Raw genomic sequence first — 26981 nt, forward strand, 5'->3', positions numbered from 1 at the left:
AATGCTTCCCAAAATTGATTTGATAACCTAACAACCGAAAATTCGGTTTAAATGAACACATGAATTTACATTTAATTAACCCTTGAAAAAAACACCTTACACTGTATCAGTATGTTTTGTATATAAAAAAAAGCTCTAATATAAATTTGATTTTAGGTAAGCTTTCTTCATGATAACTTATTCGAAAAGGTAATTCACTTGGATAAAAGCAACGATTTATCTTTTCACTTAATATTCACGCTCAAAACAAATCAAAGGACAATTAACCAAGGATCTGATTATAAATGCTAATAATAGACAACTCGTTAACAAATTGTCGCTTTTATTGCATTTTACGCATAACACTAATCGATAGCAATCAAACAACTTACAAGGAGTATGAGAATACGGCTGCATAACTGTGCAGAGCTATCCCACTTGAGCGAATGCTCATGTTTCTCAAAAATTTAATGTATAAGAAATGGATTTTACTTTTACTGTTACTTACCACAATGTCTGCAGCAGCAAAGCTGACTAATGAAAGTTCTAATAAAACAAAACAAATTAAAGGTTATGCCCCGTATATACAGTCAATTGCAGCACAAGCTAACTTAGACAATCAATACATTTTTTTTCCCGATTTAACACCAGCACTGACACCAGGGATAATATTAGCAGTTCCTTCCTCGTTATGTTCGCCAGAACTGTTTAAAGCTAACGAAGATTTACAACCTTATTTCAACCTGCGTGATGAAGATAATGATAAATGTTCCGTATTAGAGACTCACAATTTAGATTGGTATATTTTAGATAATAAAGATACCGAATGGAATGCGGTGGTATCACCTGATGATCTCATTTGGACCTTAATAACTGACGTTGATTCAATATTACCACCAAGCACGAACATGCTAAGTCAATACACATCTAGGTTAAAAATACCTGAAAATGCTGTTAATAAGCGTATCGGATTTACCTATAGTCCCATTTCAGCAACAGGTAATCCAAATAAGGGAACACAAGCTAAAATTTGGGATATAAGTTATTTTTTTGGACAAAAACCTACAAGCCAAGCATTGCTAGAATCGGCACCTAATTTAGGAGAAAAGATAACACAAATCCCCTTGCCTATTCACACACAGATTAAACCTAATTTTGCTAGGCCAATTATCAAAACGCTATATATGTATGGTGAATTTAGTTTATCAAGTACCCTTGAAGCACAATATCAAATTGAACCTGATTCAATTGGCTCAAATGAATTAGAAATGAGATTTTGGTGGGGACCTAAGGGGACGACAAAAAACTTAGGTCGGATAACAAACACGGATTTTCAAAATTCCCCTTATTCCCCACCTTTAACTGATTCAGATATTGGAAGTGTCATTGAAGTTACTGCTATGGCGATTAAAAAACAAGATGGTTTGTTAATTGTAAGTGAACCCTATACTATTGATTCACAGGATCCTAATAATCAATTTTATTACCCACCTAGCATTGATAATTTGACGTTAAGTATGCAACCTAGAGTAAATGAATCTGTTTATGGAAAATACACATTTAATGATGGTGGTAAGAAAAACTCTATTGATAACTCGACCTATATTTGGCAGATCGAAAATGATTCAGGTAAATGGGATACGTTAATTACTGGTACGATACTTGAATCAGGAGTAACGCCAGAATTTAAAAATTTAAAGCAAGAGTATGCAGGTAAATCTTTAAAACTTGAAATAATACCTAGCGATACAGATGATCGAATAGGCAGTTCAAATTCTGTTACTTCAGAAGTAATAGGTGTTTTGCGCATTGAGACTAATTATAATGAGGTTGATTATATAATTAATCAAACCAATGCATTACAGCTTAAAGCTACGATTTATTATTCCAATGGGGATATCATTACTCACAATATCAATAAATGGCAATCTGATGATAAAGATGTATCAATAGATTCTTATGGATTTGTCACTGTTAATCCTGAGTTAACAGAGGAAAAAACAGTCAATATCACAATTAGCTATCTTGGCCAACAGGCTTTAGTTAAACTTAACATTAGAAAAAATACGCTTATTATAAATGAATTACATTTTAACGAGCCAATATTAATTAATAAAAAAATAACAGCCTCTTATCTATTAGAACAATTTAATAGCGAAAATTTAGATGAATCAACTTATGAATGGTTTTACCTATCTTTAGAAAACAAATGGATTAAGTTTGATGAAGGGAAAGTTAATGACCCTGGTATGATCTCTACCGTTTCAACGATTGATCATTTATTTGCTGGAAAAAGAATTCGCTTAGAAGTAACACCTTTTAATCAAGTAGGTGACACTGGTCCAATATCTTCTATAGAAGGCAATGTAGAAAGTTTAATAGAGCTTATTCTTACCCCATCAGAATTAACTTTTAATGCAAACGAGTCGCAATCAAAACAGATCAATGCTATCGCCAGTTACGAATACGGTTCTCAACTAGATTTAACTAGTATCGGGATTTGGCAATCTGATAATAATTCCATTTTAGTATCTTCGAATGGTAGTGTATCTATAGTTAATCAAAATGAAGCAATACAAGGTAAAGTGATGTTCATTTACAATGAATTTACACGTGAAGTGAATGTTAAAGTTACTCCTGTTGAGCCTTCAATTCAGAATTTAATTATTAAAGGTAGTCCAATTATTAATGGTACTTTAGAGGCTACATATGAATTTGATTCTAACCTATTCCCAAATTTTGAAGATAATTCTACTTATACATGGTTTTATACTTTACCTGGCTCATCAAAAATGTTCTGGTCCGATGGTACTATTTCACAATCTGGGGTCATACCTCCTTCACCTAAAATCGAACCTTTTCATGCTGGCGCATCAATCACATTAGAAGTTATCCCAACAGATCAATTTGGTGTTACTGGTGAAAAATCAATCACATCAATGGAAATTGAACATTTAGTTAGTCTTTCTCTTGCACCTAACGAATTACGTTTCAATCTTGGTGAAACAAGTGTCAAGAAAGTAACAGCATCAGCCCTCTATTCATTAGGGTCAGTCATTGATGTGAGTGCTAAAGGTTCTTGGTCTGCAGGAAACCCTAATGTTTTAATTGAAACAAATGGTAATGTATTTATTTCATCACTTAACAGCATGCCAATTACTTCAGAAGTTAATTTTAAGTACGGAGTATTGACGAGCAGTATACCTGTGATTGTACAATCAATTACTGCCGATATTAGGAATCTAAGGTTAATTGGTACACCTATGATTAATCAATCAATAGAAGCTGTGTATGACTTTGATCCTAACGGAATGCTAAACATAATCGACAAATCAACTTATAGGTGGTTTTATAAGGATTTTTCTAATAATCAAGTTGAATGGTCTAGAGGAGATATTATTCAATCCGGATTAGTGCCTAATTCTCCTATTATTGATGCGAGTAAAGTTGGATACACCATAATTGTCGAGGTAACACCAAACGATCAATTTGAGCGTCCAGGCGCAACTCAAGTCGCTCAATCAGTTGTAGAAACCGTGACAAATATTGAAATCATATTCCCTCGTACAGAGAAAATGAATACCGTAGCGCCCACCTATTTAATGGCTAAAGGCACGCTTGAAAGTGGTACTATAATTGATATTACATCAAATGGAACATGGACAACAACTCATCCAAACGTAACCTCTCTTGGTAATGGAGTATTTACTGTTCCCTATTATGTTTATGAAGAACAAGACAACATACCAATTACTTTTACCTATCAAAAACTATCAGTCACCAAAGTAGCGAGGGCTGATAACTATAATTTAGGTGATCTACTTGGGGCTGCCTCTTTTTATCGAGAGCATGCTGTTGTAATTTATGCAAATTCAACTCCTGAAATCAGATTATGGGGCGATTATTGGCTATCATCTGCAAGAAATAACCAAAACATTATTCTCTCAGGAGGAAGTACGGGCGTAGAATGTGGCGCATTTAGCCAAAATGGTTGTTATCTTGAACTTAGTCGATTACAAGTTAATTCTGGATTAAAAGTAGATATGACTTACGATGCAGCAAGGCCAAATGATACAACTATTATTAGATCATTAAGCTGGTATACAAATGATAACGTCTTACATACCTTTGTTGGCAATGCTTCTGGCACGTCAAAATCACAAACAGATATTATTCGTAATACAGCACCAATATACGGAATTATATTTTTCTCAACAGGCGCTATTGGTTCAAGCACTTCATATATAAAAGGGCTTAGACTTATCTATCAATAGTCAACTCCCCCCCCATTAAGGGGGGATTGCTAACCGTTTATTTGATTAATACCGCCATCCTTCTATTTGCTCTAACAAGCGTTTAACTTAACGGTAACCTTTAGCGCCAAACGTTTTATTATGCTGCTAGAGGTAATCTGTCGACATAAATACAATAGCAACATTTAAAGCATGCTTGACAGACACTTTTTAGCTGAATGCAAGTAAGACTCTTTGCTCATTCTTTTGTTGATACCTACTAATATAATCAGCGTTATGATGAAATGAGATTAATTAAAAACATTATAGTTTAATCTTAAATACTTAAAAGTGTAAAATGTAACCAAAAAAAGCAACCATTAATGCAAAAATAATGCATTAGGTAATTAATTGTTATATTATATTTCTTTAATATATAAGCAGAGGCAATTATGACTTTTTTAACCCAGTTAGCACCGTATTTTAAGAGCAAACATTCATTACTAAAACAAATTAAGCATCTAGAGACTAGAATCAATCAATTAACATCTTCTTTAAATACCGCAGAAGCTGAGTTAACCACTTCGCAAAGTACTATAAAAAATAACCATGAGCTAAATTTGAATCTAATTAAATTTGCAGAAAGTCTGGGATTGTCTCAACAAACATTGAATATATTAAGTTCTAACCTAGTAAATGAAAAAATTAAAGTAGAAGAAATACAACAAAACGGAGTGTCAACTAGCAGTAGACAATTAATAGAAACAATGAGTTACGACCTGCTTGAATTAGCAAATAAATCTAAAAACACCATTTTAACTGTTGAAAACTTAAAGGGTAGTTCAGAACAAATTGGCGCTATTATTTCATTAATTCAGCAAATTTCTAGTCAAACAAATTTACTTGCTCTGAACGCTGCGATTGAAGCTGCGAGAGCTGGCAGTGCTGGACGCGGATTTGCTGTTGTTGCAGGTGAAGTTAGAAGTCTAGCTGAACGCTCTAGAATAGCAGCTGCAGATATAAACTTATTAGTAAAAGAAATTCAAACGGATACACATAATGCTTTAGACGGTATTTCTGTATTATCTACAAATGCAACGCAATCAGCACAACAAGGTGAGCTTACTAAAAGCAATATAGAACAAGTATTGACTCTATTTCATCATATGGAAGAAGCAATTGCCAGCACAGCACTGCGAAGTTTCACTGAACTTGCAAAAATAGACCACTTAGTATTTAAGTTTGAAGTTTATAAAGTATTTTTTGGTGTTTCAAAAAAAACTGAAGGAGAATTTGCGAATCATACAATGTGCCGCTTAGGTAAATGGTACTATGATGGCGAGGGTAAACGCTATTTTGCTAAATTAGATGGCTATGCACAAATGGAAAAGCCTCATGCTGATGTACATAAATTTGGAAAAGCAGCAGTAGAGAAATATCATCAAGGATTGATTGCTGAAGGTATAAAGGATATATCTTTAATGGAAACACATAGTATGGATGTGTTAAAATGCTTAGAGAAGATGGCTATTTCAATTTAGCAATTATCAGGTTAATAATAGCAAACCAATAATAGTCATGATCTTTTTATGTAATAACTACAAGCCTTTATTTTATGATAACGTGACAAATTAAGGTTGTTTCATGATATATACCATCGGGTTAGCAATACATGCTGCAATTTCTCTTTTTTTTTCAATGCATGCTACAAGAACTCAACAAAACACATTTTGGATTTACATCCTACTTGCATTTCCTGGTTTAGGCTCTCTTGCCTATTTTTTAGCTGTTTATCGACATGATTTACAATCTAATGAAGCATTTTCAAAAACTGCTTCAGGTATTACAAAGCTACTCGATCCGCAAAAAGAGCTAAAAGAAGCACTCAAGCAATACCAATACTCCGCAACCCCAGAAAATCATGAACGTCTTGCTGAAGCTTATTTAGCAGTTGGAGAGCCCCTAAAAGCTGCATCTGCGTACCTAGAATGTTTAAACGATCCTTTTAGTGACAAAGTTAAATTTACTTTAAATGCCTCTCAAGCATTTTTCGAAGCAGGCCGATTTGCTCAGGCTTTGTCTTATCTACAATCGATTGAGTCACAAGATGCAGGCACTTATGCTGAAGATTATGCTATTTTAGCTGCCAACTGTTATACAGCAATGGAAAAAACTGAGGAGGCTGAATCAATTTTCATCAATGCTTGCGATTTATATCAATCTATTAGTGTCAATATAGAATATTTAATTTGGGGATATGAGAGAAATAGAAAAGACATTATTGAAAAACAAGAAGCTAAAATATCAACATTAATGAGTAATTGGCAACCACACCATTATAAACATGCACAAAATAAAAAATTGATTCTTAGATTAAAAAAAGCAAGAGCTTATTTTAAGCGTAATGGATGATGAAAAAATAGTCTGTTTTTTAACACAAGCCGAGTGAAGATTTAGATTTAATAGCCAAAGTTAACCTTTATTTCTCTTATATATTTATACGAAATTAGCTAAAAACTGACTGAGTATTTTCTTCAATTGTGGCATTTCGAGCTGAATTTATCCAATATACTTTATATCCCTCCCATTGATAGGGAGGTTTTAAACGTGAAAAAAATATTAAATAGGAATGTAAAGTAATATCAATAATTTGTAGCTGCTGTAGCATTTCCATCAATAATTGCAATACCCGAACTAGTACCGATTCTTGTAGCTCCTGCTTGAATCATTTGAGTTGCTGTCTCACCTGACCTAACGCCTCCTGATGCCTTTACTCCCATAAGAGGCCCTACTGTTTTGCGCATGAGCATAACATCTTCAACAGTTGCTCCGGAATGACTAAATCCTGTTGATGTTTTAACAAATGCAACGTCAAGCTTCACACACATTTCACAAACTAATTTTATTTCTTCTTTTGTTAGTAAACAGGTTTCTAATATCACTTTTAAAGGAACGTTATTACAAGCTTCTTTGACCGCTTGAATATCATCATATACATCTTGGAGCATACCGCTTTTAAGCCAGCCAACATTTATGACCATATCAATTTCCTCTGCACCTAATTCAACAGCAAGTTGTGCCTCAAATGCTTTAGCCCGTGTAAGCATAGCACCTAAAGGGAACCCTACCACTGAACAGACTTTTACATCGCTACCACTAAGTGTTTCTTTTACTAAAGGTACGTAACATGAGTTAACGCATACTGAGTAAAAATGATATTTTTTTGCTTCCTCGCAAGTTTGTTTAATTTTGTCTATTGTCGCATCCATTGCTAATAACGTATGGTCGATATAGCTTGCATAATTCATTTGTACGTCCTCATTCTCATTAATAATATTTTAAATAACTCATTAGAATTAGTTTAGAGTCTTAAATAAAGAAGGCATTCAAAAAAGAGCGTTGAATTTCATTGTTCTATCTAACCAATTCAACGCTTTTATTTATAGAGTCTTTAACTTTTGAAGTTTAATTTTAACAGAAAAATAAGCTCCAAGAGTCTAATTAATGTTGCAATATTAACATATATGATCTAATTAAAACATTAATTTTATCTCGTTTATCATTAAAATGAAGGGATTCATACAAAAAAGGATTTCAACAGTTACATTAAAGATAATGCATTACCATTACTTACAATAGAACTACTATAGGAAGCTTTGTGCCAAAGCTACTTTAATTTAGCATATATTGTGTACGCTATCATGTGGCTACCATTATCAGAGTACAGAGTTGATTTATTATTGTTATTAGTTATTTATTACAATATTTTCAATTAATTGAGCGGATAACCATACTGAATTAACTGATGCAATTTCATCGTTCTCCCTATATGTGACATGACGGCTTTAAGTTTCTAGCAACTCAATAAACTTGGAAATATTCACCTTTAATGAGTGTGTCCAAGAAATATCCCAATAGCATAACTAGTTACGCTATTGGCACATATTGGTTTCGGTGATTTTTTTTAATCGTTACATTGATTTTTAACCTAATAAATTCTCAGCGCTTTATCTAAAAGAGTCGAATTTTAGCCTTCCACCTTAATAATTTAACACATTGATTTATAGCTGATTTAATCTTTATCATTTAATTTTCACAGGAAGACCATTCACACAAAAGCCCTTCTATGTTTCATAATTAACATAAATGATCTTTTTAAAACATAATATTTAGTTTATTTATCGCTAAAGTGAGAAGGATCACAAAACACATCTACGCCATTTGTTATAATAATAACATTAAGATCACTTAAATGTTAATTAGTTGACTAACTCATGCTTCACCGAACATAAAATAGTATATTAATCTTTCATTCCATGAATAAAGGAATCTATCTATGTAAACTGCTCACAATAATGTACAAAAAGGTGATTTTGCTTAAGTTGTTTTAATGCCTAGTGACTCTTTGTCAGCTCAATATTTCGCTGAAAATTTTTTAACTACTCACATCATAAATAAGTAACTGATGTAAGAGGTATGCTTAGATTTATTGGTCTATATAAGGATGTTCCTATTTTTGTTATGGAGCACGAGATGGGTATACCGCCTTGTTCAACCTATGTTTAAGGACTTATTACTGAATTTGGTGTAAAACAAATCATTCATGTTAGCGCTTATGGTGCAGTTCGCTCTGATATAAACATACCGGGTGTAATTATAGGATTAGTTGGGTGCACCGATTCAAGAGTAAATAGTATTCGCTTTAAAGATAACGATTTTGCTGCTATTGCTGATTTTGAAATAGTAACTCATCCAGTCGCTGCTGCAAAAGCTAAGTCCATTACAATTAAAATAGGAAATATTTTTCTGCTGTTCTATTTTACACCACAGATCCTAATATGTTTGATGCAATTGAAAAATAGGACATTTTAGGAGTGGGAATGGAAACAGTTGGTATTTAAGCTGTAGCAGCTGAGTTTAGTGCCAGAGTTATGGCAATATTGACAGTATCAGATCATATTCGCACTAATACGCAAACAATAGCCGTAGAATATGAAACTACTTTTAATGGCATGATTAAAAATTCACTTGAATCTATTGTTAGAGAATATACGAAAATTAACGAGTAAAAAGTTAGTAAGCATAATACTCTAGTCTCTAGCCTCTAGTCTAAGAAAAACAAGTTAGATCGTTTTTTGAATTTCTTTTATTTAAATAGGTAATACAGGAGTTTAGCATGAAATATTTAATTGGCCTGATTTCCATTACTGTCATATTATTGCTCGCATTTTTAGTCAGTAATGATAAAAAATCTATTCGCATCAGACCTATTTTAACCATGATAATTCTTCAATTTATCCTCGCGATTATTTTGATGAATACCTCAATTGGTAATTTTTTAATTGGTGGCTTTGCAGGTGCATTTGAAAAATTACTCACCTATGCGGCAGATGGGATCAATTTTGTATTTGGCGGTTTTTTACTTGAAGGTCAATTCTCATTTTTCTTAATGGTACTGATGCCAATTGTATTTATCTCTGCTTTAATCGGTATTTTGCAGCATTTTAATATACTAGGATTCATAATCAAATACATTGGGCTTGGGTTAAGTAAAATTAATGGAATGGGAAGACTTGAATCCTATAATGCTGTTGCATCAGCCATTTTAGGACAATCAGAGGTGTTTATTTCTTTAAAAAACCAACTTGGAATGCTAAATGAAAAACGCCTTTACACGCTCTGTACTTCTGCCATGTCTACTATTTCAATGTCTATTGTCGGGGCTTATATGAATTTATTAGAACCGAGATATGTTGTAATCGCGATTGTTTTAAATCTATTTGGTGGGTTTATCATCGCATCTATTATCAATCCTTATGAAATTTCTAAGCAAGAGGATGTTTTAACTGTTGTAAAACAAAAACAAGGTTTTTTTGAGATGCTAGGTGAATATATATTAGACGGCTTTAAAGTCGCGATTATTGTAGGTGCCATGCTAGTTGGATTTATTGCCTTGATGTCAATGTTTGATGCAATTTTTGAGACTATTTTTAATATAGGTTTTTCTAAATTTTTAGGCTATCTATTTTCCCCGCTTGCTTACTTAGTTGGTATCCCAGTAAATGAAAGTATTGATGCGGGGAGTATTATGGCGACAAAATTAATTACTAATGAGTTTGTTGCAATGGAAATGCTAAGAAGCAGCACTACAGAGTATAGCCCTAGAACATTAGCTATTATTTCAGTATTTTTAGTTTCTTTTGCCAATTTTTCGTCAATAGGCATTATTAGTGGCGCAGTCAAAGCACTGAATGAAGAAAAAGGAAATATTGTGAGTCGTTTTGGTTTAAAATTACTTTATGGTGCATCATTAGTAAGTTTTTTAAGCGCAACAATAGTTGGATTAGTATTTGTTAGTTAATTATGAAGCACATTAACACTTCAACTATTTATCGTTAAATATTAATTTTTAACTTGGTGCATATTTTCATTTTTTTAGGAGTATATTATGAGAATTGTTGATTTAATAACTAAAAAAACTGCAGGGCTAGCATTATCTAGAGAAGAAATACAGTACTTTATAGATGGCTATACTAAAGGTAATATCCCTGATTATCAAGCAAGTGCACTTCTAATGGCTATTTTCTTTCAAGATATGAATGACCAAGAAAGAGCGGACTTAACAATGGCAATGGTCAATTCTGGAGAAACAATTGATTTATCTGCTATAGAGGGCATAAAAGTTGATAAACATTCTACAGGTGGCGTAGGTGATACAACTACTTTAGTACTTGCTCCTTTAGTTGCTGCGCTTGATATTCCGGTAGCTAAGATGTCAGGTAGAGGTCTAGGTCATACAGGCGGTACTTTAGATAAACTAGAATCGGCTAAAGGATTTCATTTGGAAATTTCTAAAGAGGAATTTATTAACTTAGTCAATACAAATAAGGTTGCAGTTATTGGTCAATCAGGTAATTTAACTCCTGCTGATAAAAAATTATATGCCCTAAGAGATGTCACAGGTACAGTTAATTCAATCCCATTAATTGCAAGTTCTATTATGAGTAAAAAAATTGCAGCAGGGTCTGATGCCATCGTGCTTGATGTCAAAACTGGCGCTGGTGCATTTATGAAAACAGAAGAAGAATCGGTTGAACTTGCAAAAGCAATGGTTCGAATTGGCAACAATGTTGGAAGAAATACCATGGCTGTGATCTCTGATATGTCACAACCACTTGGATATGCAATTGGCAATGCACTTGAAATGCAAGAAGCAATTGATACATTAAGAGGAAAAGGTCCTGCAGATTTGATGGAGCTCAGTCTAGTGCTTGGCAGCCAAATGGTTATGCTTGCTAAAAAAGCAAACTCCTTAGAAGATGCACGAAAAATATTACTTGAAGTAATTAATAATGGCAAAGCCTTAGAGAAATTTAGACTTTTCCTAACTAGCCAAGGTGGGGATGCCTCAATTATTGATCATCCTGAGAATCTACCCCAAGCTTCTTATAAAATAGAAGTTCCAGCAAAAGCAAGCGGCTACGTTCGAAACATTATAGCTGATGAAGTTGGAATTGCTGCTATGTGGTTAGGTGCTGGTAGAGCAACAAAAGAAGATGAAGTGGATCTTGGTGTTGGATTAATACTTAGAAAAAAAGTAGGGGATCATGTTGAAATTGGGGAATCATTGGTTACTATTTATGCGAATCAATCTGAGGTCACTAAAGTTATGGAAAAACTCTATGCATGCATTGAAATTGGAGAAAAAGTACCTGCACCTAAATTAATCTATCAGATCATTACCCAATAAACATCTACATGATATAAATAGATTAGTTTTAAAGGGAAGCAAAAGAAGCTTATTGCAAAGCTGTTAAGAGAGTCACGTATTTATGGCTGATTATTTAATAAAGAAATTGATTTTTGGTAAGTAATACAGATGTTATAGTCACACGGACAGGTTATTATTAATTTTATATATTTTAAAAGAACACTGAGGTCTCTAAATGTCAAATGAAACAATTGAATTTGAAGTATTAATTAAAGAAGCAATAAATGGCATGAAGCGCGCTTATGCACCTTATTCTAAATTTCAAGTTGGCGCTGCTTTATTAACAGACACAGGTGAAATCATTCGAGGATGTAACATCGAAAATGCGTCTTATGGACTCACAAATTGTGCTGAACGTACCGCTCTTTTTAAAGCTGTATCAGAAGGTAAAGTAACATTTAAAGCTATGGCCATTGTGGGGGATACACCCGAACCTATTGCGCCATGCGGAGCATGTCGTCAAGTCATTAGGGAGTTTTGTGATAAAGATATGCCAATTATTTTAGCTAATTTAAAAGGTGATACTCATAAAACAACGATAAGCACCCTTCTTCCTAATTCATTTGGTCCTAATGATCTTTTATAAACTTACTGAAGGCTTATTAAAAATAAGCCTTAATCATTTTCAACCTTTTTGCGTTTTACTTAATCATTAACCTTAGAAGTCATGTATTATATCAAACGTAATGGCGGCTAACATGCTAATAAAACCTGTTAAATTTATCTGTTTTTTGATTGCATTAGGTGGATGTATGACTAAACTTGCGACTGCTGATGTCATTAAATTAAGAGTTCTTGCGACCTCAGATATTCATGCCAACATGATGGATTATGATTATTATCGTTTAGAGCCAACAGAAAAGTTTGGTTTAACCCGCACAGCAAGCTTGATTAAGCAAGCTAGACTGGAAACTGAAAATACCGTATTGATTGATAATGGTGATTTAATACAAGGTAGTCCCCTAGGAGATTATATTGCAAGTAAAGGGCTTACTGATGAAGAACTTCATCCTGTTATGCTTGCAATGAACTCTTTAGACTACACAGTCGCAACACTTGGTAATCATGAATTTAACTATGGATTGCCATTTTTAAACCAGGTATTAAAAGGTGCAAATTTCCCTTATGTCAACGCAAATATTTTAGATGCACAAACCAATGCCCCGTATTTCACACCCTACACTATTATTCCAACGCCTGTCAAAACCATCAAAGGTGACACTGTCACACTAAATATTGGTTATATTGGGTTTATTGCACCAAAAATCACAATATGGGATAAACAACATCTAGACGGTAAAGTGGTAACAGAAGATATTATTACTTCTGCGAAAAAATGGGTACCTAAAATGAAAGCTCAAGGTGCTGATTTAATAATAGCAATTAATCATAGTGGTATTGATGCATCAGGATATGTTAATGGCATGGAAAATGCTGGTTTTTATCTAAGTGAAGTACCTAATATTGATGCAATTATTACAGGGCACTCACATTCAGTATTCCCAAGTTCTAAATTTGATGGATTACCACATGTTGATATCAATAACGGTCTTATTAATGGGACCCCTACCGTGATGCCAGGCTTTTGGGGCGATCATTTAGGTGTCATCGATATTACACTTGATAATCAAAACGGGAATTGGTCAGTAGTACAAGCACACGCAAAAAGTCGACCTATATTTGATGCAACGTCAAAATCAGCATTAGTTGAAGCAGATATTGAATTAATTAACTTATTATCTACTGCACATGATGCTACTCAACATTATGTGAATCAACCAATTGGAAAATCTAAAAATAATCTTTATGGATACTTAGCTTTAATACAAGATTCCCCTACAATTCAAATTGTCAATCAAGCTCAGATAACTTATGTACAAAATGTATTAGATAAAGACGGGAGTCTTGAAAAACTTCCCATCTTATCAGCAGCAGCTCCATTTAAAGCGGGGGGGCGTGATAGTTATGCTGTAAGCTACACTGAAGTTGATAAGGGTGAATTAACCTATAGAAATGCAGCGGATCTCTATCTCTATCCTAATACGTTAACTGTAGTCAAAATCACAGGTGAAGAAGTACAGCAATGGCTTGAATGTTCTGCTGGCCAATTTAATCAAATCGATATTGAGAACGATAACCCTCAAGAATTAATCAATTTTAATGATTTTAGAAGCTATAACTTTGATGTGATAGACGGAGTGTCTTATGAAATCGATATTACGCAACCGGCTAGGTATGATGGGGATTGTAATCTTATCAATCCTGATGTTTCAAGAATTGTTAATTTAACATTTGAAGGAAAACCTATTGTTAAGTCTGACCTGTTTTACGTTGTGACAAATAATTATAGAGGATTTGGAGGTAAATTTGCAGGTACAGGGTCTGATAAAGTTGTTATCGCTGCGCCAGATGAAAATAGAGCGATTTTGGCGAGCTACATCACAGAAGTTTCAGCTTTAGAGGGCCAAATTGATATACAAGCCGACAATAATTGGCGTTTACGGCCTATTGTCAGTGACAAAACGTTAGATATTCGTTTTGGGACTGCTGGCCATGATAAAGCCCATAATTATATTAAATCAGGTGCGAAAGTGAATCTTATTTCGCTCAAAAGAGATCCTGAAGGCATTGAAATCTACCGCTTAGATCTTCAATCTAAGAAGTAGGGATTAGGATTAGACTCAAAACGATATAATTCTTTACCTAAGGGAAGTTTTTTTCTTTAGTATTTATATAAAAAAACCATGTCATACTAAGCATTTATGCCTAGCTCAGACAGTAAAGTGGCTTTGGTAAGTAACGGCATGAGCAACCATTAAATGGTTATGTTGATATAAATTTAGTTTAACTGTTACTCATTGTCTAATATTCAATCAACAAAATCTAATAGTTCAGATTTAGATTTATTATCTTTTTGATTTTATCGATTTAAAAATTATCTAACTTTCACATAATAATGGTAAACCTAGAAAATACAGAGATTTCTCTTTTGAAAAATTTGTTTTTGTTATCCTGCTTAATTCAGTTTACCCAATAAAGAGTTGATGTTCGTATTAACTTGTCCAAATTAGGCAGGGTTAGTTATCGCAATAGTTACTTGATTTGTATGCTGAAAAAAATCAATTTAAATAGCTCATATCATTCGCAATAATGAGTTCAAATGTATCATCTTCCAGCACTCGAATTTTCATTATACTCGCATTTTGTATGCCACCACCTTGATAGCCTCTCAATTCATCTATCATCTCCCAGAGAGCCCAAATTGCGACACCATGAGAGACTATTAGGATATTAGGCGTGATGTTACTACCAAGTTTTGCATGTTGATTGGTAATATCTAGTAAGGCTGATTTGAGTCTATTTGTCAGTGTATAATAATTTTCGGCAGGCCAACTTGAACTATCTCCCTGCTGTTGTAGCGAGAGTTCAGCGACCTTATCAGCAAATATAGAGGGCTTAGAGCTCTCTTGACGTTCCAATGGGCTTTGATTAATTAATTTGGCAATTTCATCTTTCATAACGGCATCTTTTTCACCTTCAAAAATACCGAAATTAAGCTCTCGTAGTCTCCAATCTTCAATGAAGCGTCCGTTTAAATGAGGTTGATTTTCGAGTAATATTTTTAGTGTCTGGCGTGCCCTACCACTATCTGAACTATATGCTGCATCAAAATTAATAGATTTTAGACCTTGGCTAAGGTTACGCACTACCGCTTCACCTTCTTTGATTAAAGGGGTATCAGACCAACCTTGAACGCGTGATGTTAAATTAAACATTGTTTTGCCGTGTCTAACAATCCAAAATATCACTTTGGTTGATTGCTCATTAATGTGCCTGTTCATGTCTATTTGCCTTATTATAAAATAAACCCCATAAAAACTTGTTTTTATTATTTATATCTATATAAATAATAAATTTACGTTGCTACCAAAGTGCATAGATGGGTAATTAATTGATCTGCTTGTTATAGCGTTTTATAATGAATGAAAATTGATTTGTTAGACTATCTTAGAGCAGAATTTATACTGATTCTAATTGTTTGACAAGTTATTCCTTATAACTGGTTATATAATTAGTCTAAACTCACAGGATGTGTTGAATGTATCATTTTTGTCGTTTTTTTTGCTCTATTTTTTATAGCTTGATTTTGTTGAGTGTTTTTACAGTTCAAAGTGCGCCTAACCAGCCGGCACTAAATTTTCAACATACCGAGCGTACTATACTAGTTAACCCTGCCTTTTTACAGCAACTAGTGAAATCAAGTGGCAAGTTACCTATTAGCTCATATAGAGCAATAAATGGTGAGATAGCAACAGAACATTTCCAATTCCAGGCTCATTCACTTGCCCCATTTCAAATTATTGCTAATCAAGATAAATTAGCAATCAAATGGACTCTTCCTAAAGCGAATACAAGTGAACTTTATACGGCTAATGCAGAAAACAATATAATTGCGAAAAATGTTGCGCGTTTTTTGTTTGGTTCTGATCAATTAATTAGTAAGTTAAATGAAAACCACTCTTACTCTACCAATTTACTCAGTGAAAACCAAATTTGGCGAATAAGTGCTGTTCGTGCTGGTGTTGATTACAGTATTATCATAATACCTAATTAAGGATAGCGCTGATGCGTAAGATAACGGTCGAATCGAATAAATAGGTTACCTCTGCGTATTTTAACTTAACTGTTTTTAATAAGTTGCAATACTGAAACTAACCTAGACCTTAGACTAGCAAATTTATAGCTAACAACAACTTGTGTTTTTTAATCAATCTTTTAAGTTCGCTACATTTTAAGATTTTAGATTGGGGATAATCTATAAATGCGAAATGATTTTAAATTTAACATAAATTCACTTAATGGTGATTGGAATATTATCAGAATTATTTTAGATAAGTTATCGCGACCAACTCAAAATACTAAGCTGTTTATTGATAGTAAAAATGAACATAGTGAATTTTCTTATATCAGGATTTTAAGTGGAAAAGGATCGTTTGCGAAGATGACACCAGATTCTGATGTGAATGAATTTAGTCTCTTTTATGAAGAACATTTAAAATATTTAGATATTGCTTTAAAGGCAAACCAAACCTATATCTATAGGTTAACTGACACTCGCCTATTTATTGATTTTCCGAATAATCGCTTTAATGGCACGCATCAATCAAACCCCTTAGTTAATTTAGATGAACAAGCCACACTCAATCACTATAATCTTACAAGTAAGCAATTTTGTAGTTTTGATTTATGCGCTTTGAACGACCTTCCGAAAACAAATGCAAAACGTCATATCTGTGGCAATGATAATTATGATATTACTCTCTATAATCAAATAACTCAGAATTTATTTGTTACATTAAACGCAGCATTAGATCATTACCATAATGCTAATATCAATCAATTATCAAGCCAAGCACTAGAGAAATTATCTTGTTACCGTGGTGATCTTTGCGCTCTTTTTGATAAAAAAGATCGTTCATTTGATTGTTTTGTGAAACAAGCTGAAGTTAAAGGACCAACTAAAGAATACACAACTTATACTATTTTCTATAAACTAAATGGAATGTAACTGAATTAATAACTTTAATTCCCAACTATTACTATCGATTTAAATCTTAAAATCTAATAATTAATAGATTCATAGGTGCCCTTTTGGCTGCAATTTGCTACAATGCTAGTATAGAATCAATCTAACAATCTCAATCTACTAATGATAGTTAAATTTTGTTCCATAAATTTTACATCAGGTTTAACAAATTTACGCTAAGATAAAATTACAGGCACCCACTTATGAAAATAGTTTCTTTTAATATTAACAGCATAAGAGCAAGATTACATCAGCTTAGTGAGCTTATTGCCACACAAGCACCAGATATAATTGGTCTACAAGAGACCAAAGTTCATGATGATTTGTTTCCAAAAGAAGAAATAGAAGCATTGGGTTATCATGTTATTTTTCACGGGCAAAAGGCACATTATGGTGTAGCAATGTTAAGTAAACTGCCTCCTATGAATATTCAAAAAGGGTTTCCTAGCGATGATGATGAAGCTCAAAGGCGTATGATTATGGCTCAATACGACTCACCAATAGGTAAAATTAAGGTTTTAAATGGATATTTCCCCCAGGGAGAAAGTCGCTTACATGAGACTAAATTTCCTGCGAAGGAAAAATTTTATCGCGATTTGATGTCTTACTTAGATAAACACTGTTCACCAGAAGAAAAATTAGTCATTATGGGGGATTTTAATATCAGCCCAGAAGATATTGATATCGGGATTGGCGAAGAAAATCGAAAACGTTGGCTTCGCACAGGAAAATGTTCTTTCTTACCTGAAGAAAGAGAATGGCTAAATCAGCTTAAAAACTGGGGTTTGAAAGATTGCCACCGTATTATTCATCCTGAACAAGATAACCAATATTCATGGTTTGATTATCGTTCTAAAGGATTTGATGATAATAGAGGACTTAGAATTGATTACTTGCTTGCCACCAATGCTTTGACTGCACATTTGGCTGAAGTTGGTATAGACTATGAATTAAGATCGATGGATAAACCGTCTGATCATGCACCCGTATGGGCAAGATTTAAGTAATACACTTTAGACCATTATTTTTTTACAAATACAGATGAAACAGGCACAAAGATGACTAACAATGATAAGGCACTTCGTAATGCTGGTTTAAAAGTCACATTACCAAGATTAAAAATATTAGAGTTACTACAACATCCAAATTTTCAACATGTTAGTGCAGAAGATTTATATAAAAAACTACTTGAAACCAATGATGAAATAGGATTAGCTACAGTCTATCGTGTCCTGAATCAGTTTGAAGATGCAGGAATTGTACTGAGGCATAATTTTGAAGGTGGCCGTGCAGTGTTTGAATTAACACAGCAAACCCATCATGACCACTTAATTTGTTTGGATTGTGGTAAAGTAACAGAATTTCGAGATAAAGAAATAGAAGCACTGCAGCGTGCTATTGGGGATAGAAATCAGATAGCTTTATCAAATCATAGCATGTATCTCTACGGTCACTGCCAAAAAGAATCCTGTGACGGGAAGGTAAATACAGGTTAAACCAAATTAAATTTATTTATTGATTGCAACTACCAACATATTTACTTACTGTTTGAGCTAACTTATGAATGATTTAATAAAGAAATTTATACCTGATTTTGATGATAACCTTCTTGTTTTAGAGAAAGAAACACCTAATGCAACCCCTGCGCCACCAGAAAAATATAGAGTGTTATTACTCAATGATGATTTTACCCCCATGGATTTCGTTGTTGATGTCCTTACTCATTTTTTTCACCATAGTGAAGATATTGCGTATGATATTATGATGAAAGTTCATCTTGAAGGGAGTGCAATTTGTGGTGTTTATACTGCTGAAATTGCTGAGTCTAAGGTTGCACAAGTTACAGAATACGCTCGTTCACATGAGCACCCATTAATGTGTAAGTTAGAAAAAGACGAATCATAGCAATTAAAAGTAGATTACAATCGATTAGCTTAGTAATTAAACTTACGCTCATTTAACCCTAATTACGCTACATGAAGGCGTAATAATATTAGACCAAGGCCTATTATGCTTAATCAAGAATTAGAAGTATCTTTAAACCTTGCCTTTGCAAGAGCTAGGGAATGGAATCACGAATTTGTGACTGTAGAGCATTTATTGCTTTGCTTATTAGATAACCCTGAGGCACATGCAGCACTAGAAGCATGTAAACTAAATTTTGCTTATTTGAGAGAAGATTTATCAGCATTCATTCAACAAACAACGCCTATCATAGCTGAAGATGATTCTACTCATGATATGCAGCCGACATTGAGTTTTCAACGGGTATTACAAAGAGCCATATTCCACGTGCAATCTTCTGGTAATAAAGATGTAACAGGTGCTGATGTGCTCATTGCGATATTTAGCGAACAGGAATCCCAAGCAGTCTATTTATTGAAAAAATATAACGTATCAAGACTTGATATTGTCAATTATGTCTCTCATGGTCTTCTTAAAAATAATGAAAATGAGCAAGATTCACCATCCCAAGCAGATGATCCAAATAGTGGCATAAGTCCTGAAGATAAAATGGATAATTTTTGTTCTAATTTAAATAAAATAGCAGAGGCAGGTGGAATAGATCCTTTAATCGGACGTGAAAAAGAACTTGAACGCGCGATACAAGTATTATGCCGTCGTAGAAAAAATAACCCATTGCTAGTAGGTGAGTCTGGTGTAGGTAAGACAGCTATAGCTGAAGGCCTTGCTTGGCAAATTACACAAGGAAATGTCCCTGATATAATTAAAGATGCAGTAATCTATAGCTTAGATATAGGATCTTTATTAGCAGGAACTAAATATAGGGGAGATTTCGAAAAACGTTTTAAAGCCCTTATAAAACAGTTAGAAAATGATGAAAATGCGATTTTATTTATTGATGAAATTCATACAATAATAGGAGCCGGTGCATCATCGGGAGGTCAAGTAGATGTCGCGAACCTAATTAAACCTGCCCTTTCAAGTGGTAAGTTGCGAGTGATAGGCTCGACCACTTATCAAGAATTCAGTACTATTTTTGAAAAAGAGAGAGCCCTAACAAGACGTTTCCAAAAAATTGATATTGTTGAACCTACAAAAGAAGAAACGTATCAAATCTTATTAGGATTAAAAACAAAATATGAAGCACATCATGATGTTCGTTATACATTAAAAGCGTTACAAGCTGCTGTTGATCTGTCTATAAAATATCTAAATGATAGGCACTTACCAGATAAAGCAATTGACATTATAGATGAAGCTGGTGCTCGTCATCGCTTATTACCTGTTGGCAAACGTAAAAAAACAGTTAATGTCACTGATATTGAAGTGGTGGTTGCTAAAATTGCTCGTATTCCTGAAAAAACTGTCAATTCAGATGATAGAGAGCTTCTCAAAAATTTACCCGATCGTCTTAAAATGCTAGTTTTTGGTCAGGATGAAGCGATTGATGTATTAGCTGATGCTATACAAATGAATAGAGCTGGGCTTGGAAATGAGAAAAAACCTGTTGGTGCTTTTTTATTTGCAGGACCTACCGGCGTTGGTAAAACTGAAGTTACAGTACAGTTATCTAAGGCCTTAAATATTGAATTACTTAGATTTGATATGTCTGAATACATGGAACGTCATACTGTAAGCCGGCTAATAGGCGCACCTCCAGGTTATGTTGGATTTGATCAAGGTGGCTTGATGACTGATGCAGTTATTAAGCACCCTCATAGTGTGCTTTTGCTTGATGAGATAGAAAAAGCTCATCCAGATGTTTATAATATTTTATTGCAAGTAATGGATAATGGTACATTGACTGATAATAATGGTCGAAAAGCCGATTTCAGAAATGTAATTTTAGTCATGACAACAAATGCTGGTGTGCGTGAAACAGAAAAGCGCACAATTGGCTTAATTCACCAAGATCTTATGCCTGATGGTATGGAGGAGATCAAAAAAATCTTCACGCCTGAATTTAGGAACCGTCTTGATAATGTGATATGGTTTAATCACTTGTCGCCTGATGTGATTAGCCAAGTGGTTGATAAATTCATTGTCGAACTTCAAGCTCAATTAGACTCGAAAGGTGTATCAATGGATGTCGCACAAGATGCTCGTGGTTGGCTGGCAGTAAAGGGTTACGATAAAGCTATGGGCGCAAGACCTATGTCTCGAATGATTCAAGAATACTTAAAAAAACCACTTGCGCGGGAATTATTATTTGGGCAATTGATTCATGGAGGCTCAGTTAAAGTTAATCTTAAAACAGATCAAAAGGGATTGGAATTCGAATTTGTTGGCAATAAAAAAGCTATCGACCAAGAAGGCGAGCACCATGACGAGTTAGAATCACCATCAGCAGATTAAGTTTACCCTTTTCAAAGTGCGTGCGTTTGTACGCACTTTTTGTATATCCCTCTAATTTATTATACTTATTTATGAAAATTTCCTTATCACTTAGACGCATAACTTATATATTGCTAATATTACTTGGCATTGTGTCATTATCTGCATGTGATAGAAACAAAACGAGCACAACAGTTGTTATCGATAATCCAACTGATAATACGATGCAAATTAGTATTGATGGAACGAGCCATAATATTTCACCATTTCAATTTTTAGAAATTGAGCTAGCATTTGGTGAGCATGAAATGAATTTTCTTGATGGTGATTTTCATCCAGATATTGATTCCGAAAGCGTTCATTTTTATCTTATTCCAACTAAAAAAAAGAAATTATTACTTAATCCCTCTGGTGAAACATATGTTTTAACAGAGCAGTACTATAGTAACAATCTTAAAGAAATTGAGGTTAAGCACAATGTAATCATAAATGGGTATGAATATTATGATGATGCACTTATCTATAATAACTTTTATATTAATGCAGATTATGACTATGGAATAGATAAAAAATTACCCGATGAAGTGTATCTTTTTGCAAACCAAGATAAAGCAATCTTAAAAAAAATATTTAGACTAGATGATTATCGTAAGTACTATCTTACTGAATGGGCTGATGTAATCAAGAAATCTGAAGAAAAAGAGACTGCCCCCCAAATTAAAAATTTCGCGCCCTTTGTGGTTTCTCATAAACTATCATACGACTTATCTCATTTTGAGAATAGGAAAGAATTACATCAGTTATTGCAAAAATACGTACAATTACAAGGACAATTTCCTGCAAACCTTTCAAATCTGGATAGCTTTAATGAATTAAAGCAAGAAATTGAAAGTTTATTAATAACTATTAAGAATCACGAGGACTACAATGATTCCCTTGATAAGAGCTCTCTAGAAAACATATCAATTTTTACTTTCATCAGCGATGATATTAAGCAATCAAGCGTCTTAGAAGATGAATTAATATTTTTTGAACCTAGACCTATTGTAACCAACTGAATGATTCAATCTTCAAAAATCAAAAATTAGAAATTAGAATTCATAGAGCAAATTGTGATTCTCTTAGCAGTTTCTTAACACACATTAGGAACCTTAAGTGTTATGATATACTCTAAAGTCTATTACTAATATAGTGTTTAGCATGATAGCTTATTAGATTTATTTAACTTATGTCACATGGAAATAAAAAATATGCGTAATTATCCAACTTTAGAAGTTGTTCCACCGACAACTCGAGAAAGACTTGCTTATATAGATTTTGCCCTTATGTTTAAAGGACAGACTAATCGTGTAGAAATATGTAGGCGGTTTAATGTCTATCCAACTCAAGTTACGAAAGATTTTGTTCTTTATAAGCAATTTGCTCCTGAAAATCTATCATATGATGCTAAACTCAGAATGCAAGTTAGAGGGCCTAATTTCAAACCTTTGTTTGAATACCATGTTAGCAAGATTCTTTCATCAATTTCACATGGATTTGGCGATGGTATGGATTCTACTATTGAAAGCAATTTTCCAATTGAAACACCCTACCTTTTTAATGAGCCTAATTTAGATGTGTTATCTAAAGTTACCGAATCATTTGATAAAGGCGTGCCGATTAAAATTCGCTATATTTCATTAAGTAGTGGTGAGCAAGAACGTGTCATCATTCCTCACACAATCGTTAATAATGGACTACGTTGGCATGTTCGGGGATTCGATAGATTACGAGGTGAATTTCGTGATTTTGTAATTACTAGAATAAAATCAGCAGAATGTGTAATTGAAGATAGTATTAATGAATTTGAATCTAAAGAATTTGACCATAATTGGAACGAAACAATTGAGCTTGTACTTGCCCCACATCCCAATATAACCCATAAAGAAGCAATAGAACTAGATTATTGTATGGTAAAAGCAGAACGCAAATTAAAAGTTCGCAAGGCAAATGCTGATTATCTGCTAAGACTCTGGAATGTGGATTGTTCACTAAAAGGCACTCTTAAAGGTCCAGAATTTCATCTATGGTTAAAAAATGCTGAATTTATACAAAATCAAATGGAACTTGTACTCGCTCCTATGTGATTTTTTGCCTTATTTATCAATTTAACAATATAATAGAGAACAACATTAATTTTACTTATTTGAGTTTCATCAGGACAAATCAACCATCCTCACCCTTATTAAGGGCGAGGTTTTTCAAAAGATTGTACAAATTAATATCGAATAATAATTTATTAAACAAATTTTAAATGAAGCTATTAGTCTATAAATGGGAATATATATGAAAATTGAGTTATGCTATTGATGATTTGATCCAGTCTCTTAGTTCACATAATTCTGCTTTATGTAAAGGATACATGTTAATAATTGAATTGCAGACATGACTAAATTGCTCGGCTCCGTAAATACAATCAATTAATTTTTCCTGTAAATCAAGCAATGGGGCTATAAATAAGCTGTCAGAAAAAATCTTAGCTTGATTAACCTTACCATCTTTCACATCTAAGTGTAATTCAACACCGCCCCAATTAAAGCGTTCGTCTAAAACATGTGTAAAAGCAGGTGCATTACCAAAATTCCACTCCCAACTACTTTGCTTTATGAATCGTTCTTTAAAGCCAGGTAAATTTGGCATGACTTCAGTTGAAATAACTTCAGGCTCAACAGCTATATTATAATATTGGAAAAATGCCTTAATTATGGCATCGCAAATAATATCATGATTGATATTAGGAAAAATTTCATTTAGGTTCATCACCCTGGAACGAACTGAGGTAATCCCTTTAGCTAGTAACTTTTTTGGATCTGGATTTAGATAATCAGAAAGTCTCGACAGATTCGCATTTAAAAGCAGTGTTCCATGATGAAATCCACTTTCTAATGTTTCTTTATATGCAGACCCTGAGATCTTACGTTCTGAACCATCAACTTCGATTACTAAATCATTGCGGCCCGAGCTTTTTGCCTCTATACCAAGGAATTTAAGTGCATCTAGAATAATACCAGTTGATATTTGTTTATCATAATCAGGTTTCGGAGCCATAAAAGTAAAGCATGTATTACCAAGATCATGAAATACTGCCCCTCCACCACTACTTCGCCTTGCGAGTTTTACACCATCTTCATGCATTTTTTTGGTATTGCATTCTTTCCAAGGATTTTGTGCTCTCCCAATCACAACTGTATTATCATTGCGCCATAAAAATAAAATTTTTTGTTTTGTAAGTGAATTAAAAATTGTTTCTTCGACCGCTAGGTTAAACCAAGGATCATGGGAGTTTGAGATCAATAAACGATATGGTTGGGAAGTCATGTTCAATTACCTTTTACGATTAAGAATAATTTTAATCTATTTGATGGGTACTTCTGGCTTTATAATTGAAAAATGTTGATAAGCCAAATTTGTTGCCATTCTTCCTCGTGGTGTTCGTTGAATAAAACCTTGCTGGATTAAAAATGGTTCTAATACATCTTCAATTGTTTCTTTCTCTTCCCCAATCGCAGCGGCAACGTTATCGAGCCCCACAGGCCCCCCAGCGAATTTTTCAATAATTGCTAGGAGAAGTTTCCTATCCATGTAGTCAAAGCCTTTATCATCAACATCTAACATATCAAGTGCTTTAGCTGAAATTTCTTTATTCATTAAACCATTTGCAGTGACTTCAGCAAAATCGCGTACACGCCTCAATAAACGATTTGCAATTCTTGGTGTACCTCTAGCACGGCAAGCAATTTCATAAGCACCATCATCTGTAAGTGGTAAGGATAAACATGCTGCACTTCTTGATATAATAGATTGAAGATCTGGAACGTTATAAAATTCTAGTCTTTGAATAATACCGAATCTATCTCTTAAAGGAGACGTTAATGCACCAGCTCGAGTTGTTGCACCAATAAGTGTAAAAGGTGGCAACTCTAGTTTAATTGAGCGTGCTGCTGGACCTTCACCAATCATAATGTCGAGTTGATAATCTTCCATTGCTGGGTATAAAATTTCTTCTACAACTGGTGAGAGTCTGTGTATTTCATCAATGAATAAAACATCATTTGGTTCTAAACTCGTTAACATTGCAGCCAAATCACCCGCCTTTTCTAAAACAGGTCCCGAAGTTGTTCTTAAATTAACTCCCATTTCATTTGCAACAATATTTGCGAGTGTAGTTTTACCAAGACCTGGGGGACCAAATATAAGAAGATGATCTAAGGGTTCTTTTCTGAGTTGAGCCGCTTTTAAAAAAATTTCCATCTGACCGGTAACTTGTGGTTGTCCAACATAATCAACCAATGTTTTAGGTCTAATTGCCCTATCTAAATTTTCATCATCTTGCAAAATTTTGGGTGAAATAATGCGTTCTGGAATGCGATCAGGTTCGATCATTTGAATATGCCCTAAGGTGTATTAATTTATAAAGCCGCTCTAAGGGCTTCTTTAATAAGTGTTTCTGCACTATTAAGTTCAGGTAATCGTTTTAATGTTGCATTAATCATTTTACTTGCTTCAGTAGGTTTGTAGCCTAATGAAACAAGTGCAGCAGATGCTTCTGCTTGAAAATCGTTTTGATGATTTGCCGTTGCTGTATTAGTACTTGAAGGAGGTACATTGACTAAATTATTAGATTTAAAAATATCACCTTGCATTCCTTTAAATCTATCTTTCATTTCAACCACAAGGCGCTCTGCTGTTTTAGTACCTACACCTGGTAAACGTGTTAATGCTTTACTATCTTCAGCTTCAACTGTTTGGATGAATTGTACTGCTGACATACGAGATAATATCGCTAAGGCAAGTTTCGGACCTACTCCATTCACTTTTATTAATTCTCTGAATAGGGCTCTTTCTTGTTCTGCATTAAAGCCATAGAGCAGATGAGCATCCTCTCTAACGACAAAATGTGTTAATATCTGAGCTGTTTGCCCTAATTCTGGCAAATCATAAAAGCACGTCATAGGCATCAAGACTTCATATCCAACACCACCAACATCTAAAACAACAAGTGGTGGATGTTTAGCTACTACCTCTCCTCTTAAACGTCCAATCATATTGATTCCTTAGTATCTATTCGACAAAA

General features: G+C 33.8%; 20 protein-coding genes and 1 pseudogene. 16 read left to right on the forward strand and 5 right to left on the reverse strand.

Annotated elements, in window-relative coordinates:
• The first annotated feature begins 431 nt into the window (after positions 1-431).
• The 3 genes from BMW37_RS06285 to BMW37_RS06295 all read left to right on the forward strand — a co-directional run bounded on the left by BMW37_RS06285 (position 432) and on the right by BMW37_RS06295 (position 6623).
• Positions 432-4253 (forward strand): hypothetical protein, encoded by a 3822-nt coding sequence (locus BMW37_RS06285; RefSeq protein ID WP_143047599.1) that lies wholly within the window; start codon positions 432-434, stop codon positions 4251-4253.
• A gap of 410 nt (positions 4254-4663) precedes the next feature.
• Complete coding sequence (locus tag BMW37_RS06290) at positions 4664-5752, forward strand: methyl-accepting chemotaxis protein (RefSeq protein ID WP_093318700.1); 1089 nt, start codon at positions 4664-4666, stop codon at positions 5750-5752.
• A gap of 103 nt (positions 5753-5855) precedes the next feature.
• Positions 5856-6623, forward strand: coding sequence for a hypothetical protein (locus BMW37_RS06295; RefSeq protein ID WP_093318703.1), 768 nt, complete (start codon positions 5856-5858; stop codon positions 6621-6623).
• Positions 6624-6853: 230 nt separating this feature from the next.
• On the opposite strand, the gene deoC is transcribed toward BMW37_RS06295, so the two are convergent.
• Positions 6854-7519: a deoxyribose-phosphate aldolase gene (gene deoC / locus BMW37_RS06300; RefSeq protein ID WP_093318706.1), complete on the reverse strand. Its 666-nt coding sequence runs from the start codon at positions 7517-7519 to the stop codon at positions 6854-6856.
• Positions 7520-8601: 1082 nt separating this feature from the next.
• Between deoC and BMW37_RS06305 the strand changes: the two are divergent.
• The 5 genes and pseudogenes from BMW37_RS06305 (at position 8602) to BMW37_RS06325 (ending at position 14648) form a co-directional block, all read left to right on the forward strand.
• Positions 8602-9280, forward strand: a pseudogene (locus BMW37_RS06305) (phosphorylase family protein).
• A gap of 107 nt (positions 9281-9387) precedes the next feature.
• Complete coding sequence (locus BMW37_RS06310; protein WP_093318709.1) at positions 9388-10572, forward strand: NupC/NupG family nucleoside CNT transporter; 1185 nt, start codon at positions 9388-9390, stop codon at positions 10570-10572.
• A gap of 87 nt (positions 10573-10659) precedes the next feature.
• Entirely contained in the window at positions 10660-11961 is a 1302-nt protein-coding gene (locus BMW37_RS06315) for a pyrimidine-nucleoside phosphorylase (RefSeq protein ID WP_093318711.1), read from the forward strand.
• 196 nt (positions 11962-12157) lie between these two features.
• Positions 12158-12568, forward strand: coding sequence for a cytidine deaminase (locus BMW37_RS06320; RefSeq protein WP_093318713.1), 411 nt, complete (start codon positions 12158-12160; stop codon positions 12566-12568).
• 112 nt (positions 12569-12680) lie between these two features.
• Complete coding sequence (locus BMW37_RS06325; protein WP_245711034.1) at positions 12681-14648, forward strand: bifunctional 2',3'-cyclic-nucleotide 2'-phosphodiesterase/3'-nucleotidase; 1968 nt, start codon at positions 12681-12683, stop codon at positions 14646-14648.
• A gap of 453 nt (positions 14649-15101) precedes the next feature.
• On the opposite strand, the gene BMW37_RS06330 is transcribed toward BMW37_RS06325, so the two are convergent.
• Positions 15102-15824, reverse strand: coding sequence for a histidine phosphatase family protein (locus BMW37_RS06330; RefSeq protein WP_093318724.1), 723 nt, complete (start codon positions 15822-15824; stop codon positions 15102-15104).
• Positions 15825-16081: 257 nt separating this feature from the next.
• Between BMW37_RS06330 and BMW37_RS06335 the strand changes: the two genes are divergently transcribed.
• The 8 genes from BMW37_RS06335 (at position 16082) to BMW37_RS06370 (ending at position 23994) form a co-directional block, all read left to right on the forward strand.
• The gene (locus tag BMW37_RS06335; RefSeq protein ID WP_093318726.1) at positions 16082-16597 is read left to right on the forward strand and encodes a hypothetical protein; all 516 of its coding nucleotides are present in this window, start codon (positions 16082-16084) and stop codon (positions 16595-16597) included.
• Between the two features lie 207 nt (positions 16598-16804).
• On the forward strand, positions 16805-17551 hold the full coding sequence (locus tag BMW37_RS06340; RefSeq protein WP_093318727.1) for a DUF6314 family protein: 747 nt from the start codon (positions 16805-16807) through the stop codon (positions 17549-17551).
• Between the two features lie 221 nt (positions 17552-17772).
• On the forward strand, positions 17773-18576 hold the full coding sequence (xthA, locus tag BMW37_RS06345; protein WP_093318730.1) for an exodeoxyribonuclease III: 804 nt from the start codon (positions 17773-17775) through the stop codon (positions 18574-18576).
• Between the two features lie 51 nt (positions 18577-18627).
• The gene (gene fur / locus BMW37_RS06350; protein ID WP_093318732.1) at positions 18628-19065 is read left to right on the forward strand and encodes a ferric iron uptake transcriptional regulator; all 438 of its coding nucleotides are present in this window, start codon (positions 18628-18630) and stop codon (positions 19063-19065) included.
• A 64-nt stretch (positions 19066-19129) separates the two neighbouring features.
• Entirely contained in the window at positions 19130-19474 is a 345-nt protein-coding gene (gene clpS, locus BMW37_RS06355; protein ID WP_093318733.1) for an ATP-dependent Clp protease adapter ClpS, read from the forward strand.
• Positions 19475-19579: 105 nt separating this feature from the next.
• Positions 19580-21889 (forward strand): ATP-dependent Clp protease ATP-binding subunit ClpA, encoded by a 2310-nt coding sequence (gene clpA, locus BMW37_RS06360; RefSeq protein WP_093318734.1) that lies wholly within the window; start codon positions 19580-19582, stop codon positions 21887-21889.
• A 71-nt stretch (positions 21890-21960) separates the two neighbouring features.
• Complete coding sequence (locus BMW37_RS06365; protein ID WP_143047600.1) at positions 21961-22926, forward strand: hypothetical protein; 966 nt, start codon at positions 21961-21963, stop codon at positions 22924-22926.
• Positions 22927-23118: 192 nt separating this feature from the next.
• Entirely contained in the window at positions 23119-23994 is an 876-nt protein-coding gene (locus BMW37_RS06370) for a helix-turn-helix transcriptional regulator (RefSeq protein WP_218139469.1), read from the forward strand.
• A 211-nt stretch (positions 23995-24205) separates the two neighbouring features.
• Here the strand turns inward: BMW37_RS06370 and lplA are convergent, their stop codons facing one another.
• The 3 genes from lplA to ruvA are packed head-to-tail and all read right to left on the reverse strand — an operon-like array spanning position 24206 to position 26952.
• Positions 24206-25225 (reverse strand): lipoate--protein ligase, encoded by a 1020-nt coding sequence (lplA, locus tag BMW37_RS06375; protein ID WP_093318739.1) that lies wholly within the window; start codon positions 25223-25225, stop codon positions 24206-24208.
• Between the two features lie 36 nt (positions 25226-25261).
• A complete protein-coding gene (gene ruvB / locus BMW37_RS06380; RefSeq protein WP_093318742.1) occupies positions 25262-26290 on the reverse strand; it encodes a Holliday junction branch migration DNA helicase RuvB in 1029 nt (342 codons plus the stop codon).
• 26 nt (positions 26291-26316) lie between these two features.
• Positions 26317-26952, reverse strand: coding sequence for a Holliday junction branch migration protein RuvA (gene ruvA, locus BMW37_RS06385; RefSeq protein ID WP_093318746.1), 636 nt, complete (start codon positions 26950-26952; stop codon positions 26317-26319).
• Positions 26953-26981: the final 29 nt, after the last annotated feature.

It is taken from the genome of Thorsellia anophelis DSM 18579 (assembly GCF_900111395.1).
GTDB classification, from domain to species: Bacteria; Pseudomonadota; Gammaproteobacteria; order Enterobacterales; family Thorselliaceae; genus Thorsellia; species Thorsellia anophelis.

Coding starts and splice junctions, on each gene's coding strand:
- BMW37_RS06285 (WP_143047599.1), top strand. CDS start 432: ATGTTTCTCAAAAATTTAATGTATAAGAAATGGATTTTACTTTTACTG.
- BMW37_RS06290 (WP_093318700.1), top strand. CDS start 4,664: ATGACTTTTTTAACCCAGTTAGCACCGTATTTTAAGAGCAAACATTCA.
- BMW37_RS06295 (WP_093318703.1), top strand. CDS start 5,856: ATGATATATACCATCGGGTTAGCAATACATGCTGCAATTTCTCTTTTT.
- deoC (WP_093318706.1), bottom strand. CDS start 7,519: ATGAATTATGCAAGCTATATCGACCATACGTTATTAGCAATGGATGCG.
- BMW37_RS06310 (WP_093318709.1), top strand. CDS start 9,388: ATGAAATATTTAATTGGCCTGATTTCCATTACTGTCATATTATTGCTC.
- BMW37_RS06315 (WP_093318711.1), top strand. CDS start 10,660: ATGAGAATTGTTGATTTAATAACTAAAAAAACTGCAGGGCTAGCATTA.
- BMW37_RS06320 (WP_093318713.1), top strand. CDS start 12,158: ATGTCAAATGAAACAATTGAATTTGAAGTATTAATTAAAGAAGCAATA.
- BMW37_RS06325 (WP_245711034.1), top strand. CDS start 12,681: ATGCTAATAAAACCTGTTAAATTTATCTGTTTTTTGATTGCATTAGGT.
- BMW37_RS06330 (WP_093318724.1), bottom strand. CDS start 15,824: ATGAACAGGCACATTAATGAGCAATCAACCAAAGTGATATTTTGGATT.
- BMW37_RS06335 (WP_093318726.1), top strand. CDS start 16,082: ATGTATCATTTTTGTCGTTTTTTTTGCTCTATTTTTTATAGCTTGATT.
- BMW37_RS06340 (WP_093318727.1), top strand. CDS start 16,805: ATGCGAAATGATTTTAAATTTAACATAAATTCACTTAATGGTGATTGG.
- xthA (WP_093318730.1), top strand. CDS start 17,773: ATGAAAATAGTTTCTTTTAATATTAACAGCATAAGAGCAAGATTACAT.
- fur (WP_093318732.1), top strand. CDS start 18,628: ATGACTAACAATGATAAGGCACTTCGTAATGCTGGTTTAAAAGTCACA.
- clpS (WP_093318733.1), top strand. CDS start 19,130: ATGAATGATTTAATAAAGAAATTTATACCTGATTTTGATGATAACCTT.
- clpA (WP_093318734.1), top strand. CDS start 19,580: ATGCTTAATCAAGAATTAGAAGTATCTTTAAACCTTGCCTTTGCAAGA.
- BMW37_RS06365 (WP_143047600.1), top strand. CDS start 21,961: ATGAAAATTTCCTTATCACTTAGACGCATAACTTATATATTGCTAATA.
- BMW37_RS06370 (WP_218139469.1), top strand. CDS start 23,119: ATGCGTAATTATCCAACTTTAGAAGTTGTTCCACCGACAACTCGAGAA.
- lplA (WP_093318739.1), bottom strand. CDS start 25,225: ATGACTTCCCAACCATATCGTTTATTGATCTCAAACTCCCATGATCCT.
- ruvB (WP_093318742.1), bottom strand. CDS start 26,290: ATGATCGAACCTGATCGCATTCCAGAACGCATTATTTCACCCAAAATT.
- ruvA (WP_093318746.1), bottom strand. CDS start 26,952: ATGATTGGACGTTTAAGAGGAGAGGTAGTAGCTAAACATCCACCACTT.